A 13,106-nucleotide genomic window follows, 5' to 3' on the forward strand; every position below is an offset into this window, starting at 1 on the left:
GGGTATTCGTGGACGTTGTGCACCTCACTGTCTGTTGGGACCGTGCCGACGGCGACCTGATCGGGGTCTTCAGTCCGCATGCGGTGTCCTGGCTGCGCAGGCAAATGACCGGATATCGGGAGTTGCTCGAGTGGCGGTATACCAATTACGTCACCGATGACCCGACGGCCAATGCCATCGGTGTGCCCCTGGCGAGTACCCCGGCGGAATATCCGCCCCTTGTCGCGGCATTGCGGGAGATCATTCCCGATGAGGAGCCGGAGGCGATCCGGCTGTGGTGGGAGCCGGACGTGGTGCGCTGGCTGTACGCGGGTACCCAGGTCGTGCTGAACACTTTGCCCGAGTCAGGCGGGGTCGTGGTGCTGCGGGAGCGCCACGAGATCGAAGCCTGGCAGGCCGCGGTGCCCAATATGCGGGTGGTGTTCGCGGTCGCGGCCGGGATCTGGCCGGTGCCCGCGGGTACTGAGCACAATCGGCACAGCATGCCCAAGCTCGATCCCGATCGCCACCGACCGGATCGTGCACTCACGCAATGGCTGCGGCGCGTCGTGGACGGTCTCACCGAAATTGCGTCGCCCGCACCCACTTCCTGAAAGCCGCAAAACTCCAAGGGAAACAACGACAAACCAAATCCTCCACTGACAAGAAAAACAACCATCGCCGCCGGATTCTCCTGGGACCGGCATAAACGTGACGCGTGTTCGATTTACCGGACGGTCCGCCGTTTCCCTGGTGCGCGGCCAGGTAACTACATCGGGTGAACCCGGCCAGTGACACGCCGTTATAGGTGGCGACGCGCGGTAACGTCCGGCCGCAATGAAAATCGCCCTGCCCTCCCATCGCGGCACCCTCGTGGCCGTCGCCGGAGCCACTACCGCGGCCAAGACCGAAGTGGTCGACGCCCTGGCCAAGCACCTGGGCCCGGCGGTGCTGACGATCGGCACCCGGTCGTGCCCGGATCCCGAGGCCGGTGTCGAGTCGTTGATCAAGGTCGACGGCCGGGCGGCCGAGGACGCGATCACGATCGCCCGAATGGCCGAGTCGGCGGCGGTGAAGGCCAGCCCGCTGGTGATCACCACCCGGCCGGTGCTCGACGAGCTGGCCCGCTACCGGGCCGCGCGCCGGATCAGGCATGAGTACGTCCAGCATCACGTGATGCGCAGAGTGGAGGACACGGTCGCCTGGGAAGCTGCCGACTACGACTTCGTAGTGTGGTCTCGGTCACCTTTTCCGACGCCTTCGGAGCGTGCTTTCGAGTCCGCGCTCGACGGAGTGCTCAAGGATCTGTGCGTGCCGTATCACTCGGTGTATCCGCCGTTGATCAACGAAACGGTCGAACGGTTGATCGCGTCCATCCCCCGCCAGCAGGCCTGATGACGGATGAATTGCTGGTCCACGTGGGTGAACGCCGCGTGGCCCCTTGACTGGAGGACCCGTCAGGGTCACGCTGTTGACGTGAGCGGGGGGCCGTTTCTCCGGCCCCTGGACAGTCGCCGCTAGTTTGGCTAGACTGCGTCTTTGCTCTGCCCACTTTCCGTGCGCCCTTACCCGAGAGCTAGGATGCTGGGCATCAAGCACCCTTGACAGTTGCGTTAGTTGCCTGCTAGCGCGGCCGCTCAACCGCTCATAGTCCCTGGAAGGACGCATCTTGGCAGTCTCCCGCGCGACCGAAGCCACTGCTGCGACCAACTCCATGTCCGGAATCCCAGGCGCCCCGAAGCGTGTCTCGTTCGCCAAGCTCAGCGAGCCGCTAGGCGTGCCCAACCTGCTCGACCTGCAGATCCAGTCCTTCGAATGGTTCACCGGCCACGAAGAGTGGTTCCAGCGCCGGATTGACGCCGGCGACGAGAACCCAGTCGGCGGTCTCGAGGAAGTACTGAACGAGATCTCGCCGATCGAGGACTTCTCCGGCTCGATGTCGCTCTCCTTTTCCGACCCGCGCTTCGACGAGGTCAAGGCCTCCGTCGAGGAGTGCAAGGACAAGGACATGACCTACGCGGCACCGCTGTTCGTCACCGCCGAGTTCACCAACCACACCACTGGCGAGATCAAGAGCCAGACGGTGTTCATGGGTGACTTCCCGGTGATGACCAACAAGGGCACCTTCATCATCAACGGCACCGAGCGTGTCGTGGTGTCCCAGCTGGTGCGTTCGCCTGGTGTCTACTTCGCCACCTCGGTGGACAAGACGACCGACAAGGACGTCTTCGACACGAGGATCATCCCGAGCCGGGGTGCCTGGCTGGAATTCGACGTGGACAAGCGCGACACCGTCGGTGTCCGCATCGACCGCAAGCGCCGTCAGCCCGTCACGGTGCTTCTCAAGGCGCTCGGCTGGTCGACCGAGCAGATCCGGGAACGGTTCTCGTTCTCCGAGACGCTCATCGCGACTCTGGACAAGGATCACACCGCAGGGACTGACGAGGCCCTGCTGGACATCTACCGCAAGCTGCGCCCGGGCGAGCCGCCGACCAAGGAGTCGGCGCAGACCCTGCTGGAGAACCTGTTCTTCAAGGACAAGCGGTACGACCTGGCCAAGGTGGGCCGGTACAAGGTCAACAAGAAGCTCGGCCTGACCGAGCCGCACGACACCGGGGTGCTCACCGAAGAGGACATCGTCTCCACCATCGAGTACCTCGTCCGGCTGCACGCCGGCGAGACCTCGGTGATGGGCAAGGACGGCCGGGAGATCCCGGTCGAGGTCGACGACATCGACCACTTCGGCAACCGGCGCCTGCGCACGGTCGGCGAGCTGATCCAGAACCAGATCCGCGTCGGTCTGTCGCGCATGGAGCGCGTCGTCCGTGAGCGGATGACCACCCAGGACGTCGAGGCGATCACGCCGCAGACGCTGATCAACATCCGTCCGGTGGTCGCGGCGATCAAGGAGTTCTTCGGAACCTCCCAGCTGTCGCAGTTCATGGACCAGACCAACCCGATCGCGGGCCTGACGCACAAGCGTCGTCTCTCGGCCCTCGGCCCGGGTGGTATCTCCCGTGAGCGCGCCGGCATGGAGGTCCGCGACGTCCACGCCTCGCACTACGGCCGGATGTGCCCGATCGAGACGCCGGAAGGCCCGAACATCGGTCTGATCGGCTCGCTGTCGAGCTACGGACGGGTCAACCCCTTCGGCTTCATCGAAACCCCGTACCGCAAGGTCGTCGACGGCCGGGTCACCGACCAGATCGACTACCTGACCGCGGACGAGGAAGACCGTTACGTCAAGGCGCAGGCCAACTCGCCGACCGACGCCGACGGCAACTTCCTCGAGGACCGCGTGCTGGTTCGCCGGAAGGGCGGCGAGGTCGAGTACATCGACCCGCACGGTGTGGACTACATGGACGTCTCGCCGCGCCAGATGGTGTCGGTGGCCACGGCCATGATCCCGTTCCTTGAGCACGACGACGCCAACCGCGCCCTGATGGGTGCGAACATGCAGCGTCAGGCCGTTCCGCTGCTCCGCTCCGAGTCGCCGCTGGTCGGCACCGGTATGGAGCTGCGTGCCGCGGTCGACGCCGGTGACGTGGTCGTGGCCAGCAAGGCCGGTGTGGTCGAGGAGCTGTCCGCGGACTTCATCACCGTGATGGCCGACGACGGCACCCGCCAGACCTACGGCCTGCACAAGTTCCGCCGCTCCAACCAGGGCACGTGCATCAACCAGAAGCCCATCGTCAACGAGGGTGACCGGGTCGAGGTCGGCCAGGTCGTCGCGGACGGGCCGTGCACCGAAGACGGCGAGATGGCCCTGGGCAAGAACCTGCTCGTGGCGATCATGCCGTGGGAGGGCCACAACTACGAGGACGCGATCATCCTGTCGCAGCGTCTCGTCCAGGACGACGTCCTGACCTCGATCCACATCGAGGAGCACGAGATCGACGCCCGCGACACCAAGCTCGGCGCCGAGGAGATCACCCGGGACATCCCGAACGTCTCCGAGGAGGTGCTCGCCGACCTCGACGAGCGCGGCATCATCCGGATCGGTGCCGAGGTGCGCGACGGCGACATCCTGGTCGGCAAGGTCACGCCCAAGGGTGAGACCGAGCTGACCCCGGAGGAGCGGCTGCTGCGCGCGATCTTCGGTGAGAAGGCCCGCGAGGTGCGCGACACGTCGCTGAAGGTCCCGCACGGCGAGACCGGCAAGGTGATCGGTATCCGCGTGTTCTCCCGCGAGGACGAGGACGAGCTGCCCCCGGGCGTCAACGAGCTGGTCCGGGTCTACGTGGCGCAGAAGCGCAAGATCCAGGACGGCGACAAGCTCGCCGGCCGGCACGGCAACAAGGGTGTCATCGGCAAGATCCTCCCGGTGGAGGACATGCCGTTCCTGCCCGACGGCACCCCGGTGGACGTCGTGCTCAACACCCACGGTGTGCCGCGTCGTATGAACATCGGCCAGATCCTGGAGACACACCTGGGCTGGCTGGCCAAGACCGGCTGGAAGATCGACGGGAACCCGGACTGGGCCACCAAGCTGCCGTCCGAGCTCTACGACGTCGAGCCGGACACGAACACCGCGACGCCGGTGTTCGACGGTGCCAGCGAGACGGAGCTGACCGGCCTGCTCGGCTCGACCCTGCCCAACCGGGACGGCGAGCGGATGGTCCAGTCCAACGGCAAGGCGGTGCTGCTCGACGGCCGCTCCGGCGAGCCGTTCCCGTACCCGGTGGCAGTCGGCTACATGTACATCCTCAAGCTGCTGCACCTGGTGGACGACAAGATCCACGCCCGGTCGACCGGCCCGTACTCGATGATCACCCAGCAGCCGCTGGGTGGTAAGGCGCAGTTCGGTGGTCAGCGCTTCGGTGAGATGGAGTGCTGGGCGATGCAGGCGTACGGCGCTGCCTACACACTGCAGGAGCTGCTGACGATCAAGTCCGACGACGTCGTGGGCCGCGTGAAGGTCTACGAGGCGATCGTCAAGGGCGAGAACATCCCGGAGCCGGGTATTCCGGAGTCCTTCAAGGTGCTGCTCAAGGAGCTGCAGTCGCTGTGCTTGAACGTCGAGGTGCTGTCGTCCGACGGCGCGGCGATCGAGATGCGCGACGGGGACGACGAGGACCTGGAGCGCGCTGCCGCGAACCTCGGGATCAACTTGTCCCGCAACGAGTCGCCTTCCGTTGACGACGTTGTGAACTGACCTCGCCGAGGCAGCCGGGTGGAATTCCACCCGGCCGCCTCAGGCCTTATCCCCCGATTACTGCTGTCTTCAACCAAAGGGGAGAAGAACCGACGTGCTTGACGTCAACTTCTTCGATGAGCTCCGAATCGGCCTGGCCACCGCGGACGACATCCGTCAGTGGTCCTACGGCGAGGTCAAGAAGCCGGAGACGATCAACTACCGCACCCTCAAGCCGGAGAAGGACGGGCTCTTCTGCGAGAAGATCTTCGGTCCGACCCGCGACTGGGAGTGCTACTGCGGCAAGTACAAGCGGGTCCGCTTCAAGGGCATCATCTGTGAGCGCTGCGGCGTCGAGGTGACCCGCGCGAAGGTCCGCCGTGAGCGCATGGGCCACATCGAGCTGGCCGCCCCGGTCACGCACATCTGGTACTTCAAGGGTGTGCCGTCCCGGCTGGGCTACCTGCTCGACCTGGCGCCCAAGGACCTCGAGAAGATCATCTACTTCGCGGCCTACGTGATCACCGGTGTGAACACCGAGCTGCGGCACAACGACCTGCCCACCCTCGAGTCGGAGATCGGCGTCGAGCGCAAGCAGGTCGAGGCCCGTCGTGACTCCGACATCGAGGCCCGCGCCCAGAAGCTCGAGGGCGACCTCGCGCAGCTGGAGGCCGAAGGCGCCAAGAGCGACGTGCGCCGCAAGGTCAAAGAGGGCGGCGAGCGTGAGATGCGCCAGCTGCGCGACCGGGCCCAGCGTGAGCTGGACCGGCTCGACGAGATCTGGAGCACCTTCACCAAGCTCGACGTCAAGCAGCTGATCGCCGACGAGCTGCTCTACCGCGAGCTGATCGACCGCTACGGCGACTACTTCACCGGTTCCATGGGTGCCGAGGCCATCAAGACCCTGGCCGGCAACTTCGACGTGGACGCCGAGGCGGAGAACCTGCGGGAGACCATCCGCAGCGGCAAGGGCCAGAAGAAGCTGCGTGCCCTCAAGCGCCTGAAGGTCGTCGCGGCGTTCCAGTCCACCCGCAACTCGCCGATGGGCATGGTCCTGGACTGCGTCCCGGTCATCCCGCCGGACCTGCGGCCGATGGTCCAGCTCGACGGTGGCCGGTTCGCCACTTCCGACCTGAACGACCTGTACCGCCGGGTGATCAACCGCAACAACCGGTTGAAGCGGCTCATTGATCTGGGCGCGCCCGAGATCATCGTGAACAACGAGAAGCGGATGCTGCAGGAGGCCGTCGACGCGCTGTTCGACAACGGCCGCCGTGGCCGTCCGGTCACCGGTCCTGGTAACCGGCCGCTGAAGTCGCTGTCGGACCTGCTCAAGGGCAAGCAGGGCCGGTTCCGCCAGAACCTGCTCGGCAAGCGTGTCGACTACTCGGGCCGTTCGGTCATCGTGGTCGGCCCGCAGCTCAAGCTGCACCAGTGCGGTCTGCCCAAGGCGATGGCGCTGGAGCTGTTCAAGCCGTTCGTGATGAAGCGGCTGGTGGACCTCAACCACGCGCAGAACATCAAGTCCGCCAAGCGGATGGTCGAGCGGGCCCGCCCGGCCGTGTGGGACGTGCTCGAAGAGGTCATCACCGAGCACCCGGTGCTGCTCAACCGCGCACCGACGCTGCACCGCCTCGGTATCCAGGCCTTCGAGCCGCAGCTGGTGGAAGGCAAGGCCATCCAGCTGCACCCGCTGGTCTGTGAGGCGTTCAACGCCGACTTCGACGGTGACCAGATGGCGGTGCACCTGCCGCTGTCGGCCGAGGCCCAGGCCGAGGCCCGGATCCTGATGCTGTCGTCGAACAACATCCTCTCGCCGGCGTCCGGCCGTCCGCTGGCCATGCCCCGTCTGGACATGGTCACCGGTCTGTACCACCTGACCCGCCTGAAGCCGGAGGCCGAGGGCGCCGGGCTGGCGTTCTCCTCGCCGGCCGAGGCGATCATGGCCTTCGACCGCAAGGTCATCGGCCTGCAGGCGCCGGTCAAGATCCGGATCAAGAACCGGCAGCCGGGCCCGGGCATGCAGCCCGAGGGCTACGAGCCGGGCGGCATGTGGCTGGCCGAGACCACGCTCGGGCGGGTGCTGTTCAACGACCTGCTCCCCGAGGACTACCCGTTCATCAACGAGCCGATGCCCAAGAAGCGTCAGGCCGCGATCGTGAACGACCTCGCCGAGCGCTACCCGATGGTCACCGTGGCCCGGACGCTGGACAAGCTGAAGGACGCGGGCTTCTACTGGGCCACCCGGTCCGGTGTCACGATCGCCATCTCCGATGTCATCGTGCCGCCGAACAAGGCCGAGATCCTCGACGGCTACGAGCAGAAGGCCGACGCGGTCGAGAAGCGCTACCAGCGTGGCCAGCTCTCGCACGCCGAGCGCAACAACGAGCTCGTCAAGGTGTGGAGCCAGGCCACCGAGGACGTCGCCCAGGCGATGGAGGCCAACTTCCCCGAGGACAACCCGATCCCGATCATCGTGAAGTCGGGCGCGGCGGGCAACATGACCCAGGTCCGGTCGCTGGCCGGTATGCGTGGTCTGGTGTCCAACCCGAAGGGTGAGTACATCCCGCGGCCGATCAAGGCGAACTTCCGTGAAGGCCTGTCCGTGGGTGAGTACTTCATCGCCACGCACGGTGCCCGTAAGGGTCTGGCCGACACCGCGCTGCGTACCGCCGACTCGGGTTACCTGACCCGTCGTCTGGTGGACGTGTCGCAGGACGTCATCGTGCGTGAGATCGACTGTGGCACCAGCCGCGGTATCCAGATGATCATCGGCGAGAAGGACCCGGCCGGTGTCGTCATCCGCGACCAGCACGTGGAGACCAGTGTCTACGCGCGCACCGTGGCCGAGGACATCACCGACTCCGACGGCAACGTCATCGTCAACCGGGGCGACGACCTCGGTGACCCGGCGCTGGCCAAGCTGATCGAGAGCGGCATCGTCAAGGCGAAGGTCCGCAGCGTGCTCACCTGTGAGTCCGCCGTGGGTGTCTGCGCCTGCTGCTACGGCCGTTCGATGGCTACCGGCCAGCTGGTCGACGTGGGTGAGGCAGTCGGTATCGTCGCCGCCCAGTCGATCGGTGAGCCCGGCACGCAGCTGACGATGCGTACGTTCCACCAGGGTGGCGTCGCCGGTGACGACATCACCACCGGTCTGCCCCGTGTCCAGGAGCTGTTCGAGGCCCGTCAGCCCAAGGGCAAGGCGCCGATCGCCGACGTCGACGGCCGCGTGCGGATCGAGGACGGCGACCGGTTCTGGAAGATCACGCTGATCCCGGACGACGGCAGCGAGGAGATCGTCTTCGACAAGCTGTCCAAGCGTCAGCGTCTCGCCTCGACGCCGACCGGCCCGCTGGCCGACGGCGACCACGTGTCGGTGGGCCAGCAGCTGCTGGAAGGTACTCCCGACCCGCACGAGGTCCTGCGTGTGATGGGCCCGCGTGCCGCTCAGCTGCACCTGGTGGACGAGGTCCAGAAGGTGTACCGGGCGCAGGGTGTGTCCATCCACGACAAGCACATCGAGGTGATCGTCCGGCAGATGCTGCGCCGGGTCACGATCATCGACTCCGGTTCGACCGACTTCCTGCCCGGCTCGCTTCCTGAGCGCGCCGACTTCGAGTCGCAGAACCGGCGGATCGTCTCCGAGGGCGGCGAGCCCGCCTCGGGCCGTCCGGTGCTGATGGGTATCACGAAGGCCTCGCTGGCGACCGAGTCCTGGCTCTCGGCGGCCTCCTTCCAGGAGACCACCAAGATCCTGACCGACGCCGCCATCAAGGGCGCGAGCGACAAGCTCGTCGGCCTGAAGGAGAACGTCATCATCGGTAAGTTGATCCCGGCGGGCACGGGCATCAACAAGTACCGCAACATCCAGGTCCAGCCGACCGAGGAGGCCCGGGTCGCCGCCTACGCGATCCCGTCCTACGACGACGGCTACTACACCCCGGATGTCTTCGGCACCGGCACCGGTGCCGCGGTCCCGCTGGACGACTACGACTTCGGCCGCGACTACCGCTGAAGCAACCAGCAAAGGGTGGGCCCCCGGCACTCGTGCCGGGGGCCCACCCTTTTGTCGCGTCGACACCGATAGTGATGGACACTTGGTCTTGTGGAACAGATCTCGGTGGAGGAACTCGGTCGCGACACCGCTGCCATGGTCGCGCGTGTGCAGAATGGCGAGACTCTTGAGATCACCAAGCACGGCAAGGTGATTGCCCGGATGGTGCCGATTGTCTCCGCCCAGCAGGCGTCCGTTACTGGCGGGGTTCCCATTTGAAGTAGCGGGCGGCGGTGAATCCCAGGATCAGCAGCCACACCAGGCTTGACGCCAGGGCGAGGGAAGGCGTGGATCCGGCCCAGCCCTTGGTGATCAGCTCGCCGATGCCGGCGAACGGCAGCAGGGTGCCGATGGTCGAGACCACTGAGTCGGTCTGCGGCACCATGAACATTCCGGCCATTCCGGCGAGCAGCACCGGCATCGCCGTGATCTGGGTGACCTCGACGCTCCGGCTGAACGCGGCGGTCGCGATTCCGGCCAGCAGAGCCAGGACCAGGCCGAGGATGAGTCCAAGTAGGACGAACAAGGGCCGGGACGGTGAAGGTGCGCCGATCGCGATACAGAAGGCGAAGAACACGACCAGCTGTACCAGGCCGACGAGCATGATCGGCACGGAGACGCCTGCGAAGACGCCGTTGTCGGACAGTTCGCTGGTGCGCAGGCGTTGCAGCACAAGGGATTGCCGGCGGGCGGTGAAAACCGTTGTGCTGACCAGGAACACTGAGAACAGCAACATCATCGTCGCTGTGAAGCCCAGTGATGAAGGCCATTCCGACGCGGCCATGCCGCGGTACTGAAGCCAGGCCAGAGCGCAGACCCCGATCGGCACGGCCAGCACTGACACGGCTGTGATTCGCTTGCGTAGCAACAGGCGCAGCTCGAAGAGCGCGAGGTGGACGACCACGGTCACTCCTTGCCGATCGCGAGGAAGATCTCCTGCAGGGACGCTTGCGAGGCGTTCAGGTCCATCAGGGCGACGCCCGCTTGGTCGGCCCAGCGCAGGAGTTCGTACAGGTCTGCTTGCAGGGTGCGGGTCTGCACAGTCAAAGCGCGTCCGTCCAGCACGAGATCGCCGTACAACCTCGGCGGAACAACACCGGGAGGCAGTGTCGCGGTGATCCGGGCGGGCTGCTCGGACAACACCTCCGACAGTGTCCCCGCGAGCTGGACGCTGCCTCCGTGCATGATCGCCACGTGGTCGGCCAGTGCCTGGGCTTCCTCCAAGTAGTGCGTGGTCAGCAATACCGAGGTGCCGCTGTCCTTCAGCCGCTCCACGATCCGCCACAGCTGCTGGCGGGATTCGGGGTCCAGGCCGGTGGTCGGCTCGTCGAGCACCACCAGCGGCGGCTGTCCCCAGATCGCCAGGGCGAAGTCCAGCCGACGCCGCTCACCACCGGAGAGCTTCTCCACCGCCACATCCGAGCGGCCGGCCAGATCCACTGTGGACAACAGCTCCGGGATGGAGTCGCGGCGGCTGGTCAGGCCGCGCCACAGGGCCAGGGTCTCGGCCACCGTCAGTTCGCCGATCAGGCCTGTCTGCTGGGACATCACCCCGGTCCGCGCGCTGAGCGCGGTCCGGTCGGCGAACGGGTCCAGGCCGAACACCCGGACCTGGCCGGTGGCCGGCCGCCGGAATCCCTCGACCACTTCCAGCGTTGTCGTCTTGCCCGCGCCGTTCGTCCCCAGCAGCGCGAAGATCTCCCCTTCACCGACCGTGAAGTCCACCCCCGCGACTGCGACGAACTGCCCGTACCGATAGGTCAAACCGGACACTTCGATCACGTTCATGGCATAAGCCTCGCGAAACCGGCGCCATGACAGCAGTCGTCGCCGTCACGACGTCGTATGACAGCTGTCATGGGCTGTTACGTTCAAGGCGTGTCCGAGGCTGCGCTCGAGTCGTTGCGACGGTCGACCCGCAACACGTTGCTGTTCACCGACCTGATGGTCGGTTTGCTGCCGCTGGGGTTCCTGGTGCAGGCGGACCCGGTGCCCGACGTGTCGCGCATGGTCATCCTGCTCGTCGGCGCCGTCGGCTTCGTCTTCGTGCACGCGCGCGGCGTCTACCAGGCGATCAACAGCGAGTGGCGGCCGTTCCCGCTCCGCCGTGTCTACGCGCTTTGCGGGCTGGCGATCGCGTTGGCCTGCTTTGCGACGTCGATCGACACCGGCAGGGGCGCACTCAGCGCCTTGCTCGTCAGCATGGCGGTGTCCGAGTTCTTCATCGCCCGTCCCATCGGCGTCGCGTGGCGGCACATTGGCGCGGTCCTCGCGATGTACCTGGCCGCGAGCTCATTGGTCGCTGTCCTCTCTGGACATGCCGAAGAGGTAGGCAGTACCGCGCTTCTCGTGCCGTTGCTGGTCCTGCTCACCGCATACGGCATTGGTGTGACGTACCGCCAGTGGGAAGGGGCGCTCAAACTCGAGGAGGCCCGCCGGGCCGCCGCCGAGCTGGCCACCACCCGCGAACGCCTGCGGCTGGCCGAGGATCTGCACGACATCCTTGGCCACGCCTTGGAAGTCGTGTCCCTCAAGAGCGAGCTCGCGGCCCGCCTCGACGACCCGGTCAAGTCCAGGAACGAGATGGTCGAAGTGCAACGCCTGGCGCGCAACGCTTTGCGTGACGTCCGGGCTCTGGCGCACGGCAATCGCCCGACGGATCTGGCCACTGAGCTCGTGGGCGCACGCAAGCTGCTGGAGTCCGCGGGGATCGCCTGCGATGTCGACGCCGACCTGTCGACTCTCACCGGGAGCGAACGCGAGCTCTTCGGCCGTGTCCTGCGTGAGTCGGTGACCAACGCCCTTCGGCACGCCGACCCTCGCAAGTGCACAGTCACGTTGACCGTCCGTCCCGGTCAGGTCGTCCTGCGTGTTGTGAACGACGGCACAGTCCCGATCGAGCGGGAAGGTGAAGGCACCGGCCTGGCCGGTCTGGCGAGGCGGATCACGGCCGCGGACGGGGAGTTCACCGCTCAGGTCGTCGAGCCCGCGTCCTTCGAGGTGATTGCGAGTCTGCCCCGATGATCCGTGTTGTCCTCGCCGACGACGAGCAGTTGACCAGGCAGGCCGTGGCCGCCCTGCTGGGCCTGGAACCCGACCTCGAGGTCGTGGCCGACGTCGAGAACGGCGCCGAGGCACTGCTTGCGATCGCCGAGCACCGCCCGGACGTCGTCGTCCTCGATATGGAAATGCCCACAATGGACGGCCTGCAGGTGCTGGAGCTGACCGATGTGCGCGCGATCATGCTGACCCGGCATGCGAGGCCGGGTGTCCTTCGTCAGGCCCTGTCTCTCGGCGCGAAGGGGTTCCTGGCCAAGACCGCGCCGGCCGCGCTGCTGGCCGAGGTCATCCGCCGTGTGCACGCGGGCCTGCGTTACGTCGACCCCGAGTTCGCTGCCGAGGCCCTCGCCGAGAACCCATGCCCGTTGACCGACCGTGAGCTGGACGTTCTGCGCATGGTCAACGAGGACCGCACCGCGCCTGACATCGCCAGGGCCCTGCACCTGTCCGCCGGGACCGTCCGCAACTATGTGTCGTCCGCCATGACGAAACTGGGGGCCCGTAGCCGGACACAGGCCGCCCGGATGGCACGTGACAACGGCTGGATCTAGGCCCACGTGCCGCAGTCCCAGCCGGACGATCGACTTCGCACCTGTTTGTGACCTGGCGCACCTGACCTGGAAAATCGGGCGTGGCCTGGGGAAATCAGAGCAGGGGTAGGCTAGGGGCACCCCAGTTTTGCCACTGCCCGGCGGGCCAGGTATCTTTGCTAATCGTGCCCGACTGATGTCGGGCCGCTCCGTGTGCCTGTCGGCCGTGAATTCCGGCGTGCTGGCGTATGCGGAGTCCTCCCAAACCCCGTTGGGATGCCGCGGTTGTTCCATGTGGCGCTGTCCCGCACGGGCCGTTGGGGAAGGGCGACACGCCCGACCTCGGGTT

General features: G+C 66.3%; 9 protein-coding genes. 7 read left to right on the forward strand and 2 right to left on the reverse strand.

The genetic code is table 11. The features are described from left to right. Nucleotides 1-8: 8 nt before the first annotated feature. From JOF56_RS14100 to JOF56_RS14120, 5 genes are all read left to right on the forward strand, one after another. Nucleotides 9-593, forward strand: a complete 585-nt coding sequence (locus tag JOF56_RS14100) for a DUF2017 family protein (RefSeq protein ID WP_209637917.1) — start codon at nt 9-11, stop codon at nt 591-593. Between the two features lie 223 nt (nt 594-816). After that, the gene (locus JOF56_RS14105) at nt 817-1,374 is read left to right on the forward strand and encodes a hypothetical protein (protein ID WP_209637919.1); all 558 of its coding nucleotides are present in this window, start codon (nt 817-819) and stop codon (nt 1,372-1,374) included. A gap of 274 nt (nt 1,375-1,648) precedes the next feature. Then, a complete protein-coding gene (rpoB, locus tag JOF56_RS14110; RefSeq protein WP_209637922.1) occupies nt 1,649-5,134 on the forward strand; it encodes a DNA-directed RNA polymerase subunit beta in 3,486 nt (1,161 codons plus the stop codon). A 94-nt stretch (nt 5,135-5,228) separates the two neighbouring features. Next, on the forward strand, nt 5,229-9,128 hold the full coding sequence (locus tag JOF56_RS14115; RefSeq protein ID WP_209637924.1) for a DNA-directed RNA polymerase subunit beta': 3,900 nt from the start codon (nt 5,229-5,231) through the stop codon (nt 9,126-9,128). Nucleotides 9,129-9,218: 90 nt separating this feature from the next. Then, nucleotides 9,219-9,386 carry a type II toxin-antitoxin system Phd/YefM family antitoxin gene (locus tag JOF56_RS14120; RefSeq protein ID WP_209637926.1) on the forward strand — a complete coding sequence of 56 codons (168 nt, stop codon included), beginning with the start codon at nt 9,219-9,221 and terminating at the stop codon, nt 9,384-9,386. Here JOF56_RS14120 and JOF56_RS14125 read toward each other — a convergent pair. Both JOF56_RS14125 and JOF56_RS14130 read right to left on the reverse strand, forming a co-directional pair. Continuing rightward, entirely contained in the window at nt 9,364-10,071 is a 708-nt protein-coding gene (locus JOF56_RS14125; protein ID WP_209637928.1) for an ABC transporter permease, read from the reverse strand. The two genes, JOF56_RS14120 and JOF56_RS14125, sit on opposite strands and share 23 nt — an antisense overlap. 2 nt (nt 10,072-10,073) lie before the next feature. Beyond that, nucleotides 10,074-10,955 (reverse strand): ABC transporter ATP-binding protein, encoded by an 882-nt coding sequence (locus JOF56_RS14130; RefSeq protein ID WP_209637930.1) that lies wholly within the window; start codon nt 10,953-10,955, stop codon nt 10,074-10,076. 90 nt (nt 10,956-11,045) lie between these two features. Between JOF56_RS14130 and JOF56_RS14135 the strand changes: the two genes are divergently transcribed. Beyond that, a complete protein-coding gene (locus JOF56_RS14135; RefSeq protein ID WP_209637932.1) occupies nt 11,046-12,191 on the forward strand; it encodes a sensor histidine kinase in 1,146 nt (381 codons plus the stop codon). Continuing rightward, a complete protein-coding gene (locus tag JOF56_RS14140; RefSeq protein WP_209637934.1) occupies nt 12,188-12,778 on the forward strand; it encodes a response regulator transcription factor in 591 nt (196 codons plus the stop codon). The genes JOF56_RS14135 and JOF56_RS14140 overlap by 4 nt, the downstream gene beginning before the upstream one ends. Nucleotides 12,779-13,106 lie beyond the last annotated feature (328 nt).

This window comes from Kibdelosporangium banguiense, assembly GCF_017876405.1.
In the GTDB taxonomy this organism is placed as follows: domain Bacteria; phylum Actinomycetota; class Actinomycetes; order Mycobacteriales; family Pseudonocardiaceae; genus Kibdelosporangium; species Kibdelosporangium banguiense.

What these genes read in the sequence shown, in the direction of transcription:
- JOF56_RS14105 (WP_209637919.1), top strand. Translation starts at nt 817, where the DNA reads ATGAAAATCGCCCTGCCCTCCCATCGCGGCACCCTCGTGGCCGTCGCC.
- JOF56_RS14130 (WP_209637930.1), bottom strand. Translation starts at nt 10,955, where the DNA reads ATGAACGTGATCGAAGTGTCCGGTTTGACCTATCGGTACGGGCAGTTC.
- JOF56_RS14140 (WP_209637934.1), top strand. Translation starts at nt 12,188, where the DNA reads ATGATCCGTGTTGTCCTCGCCGACGACGAGCAGTTGACCAGGCAGGCC.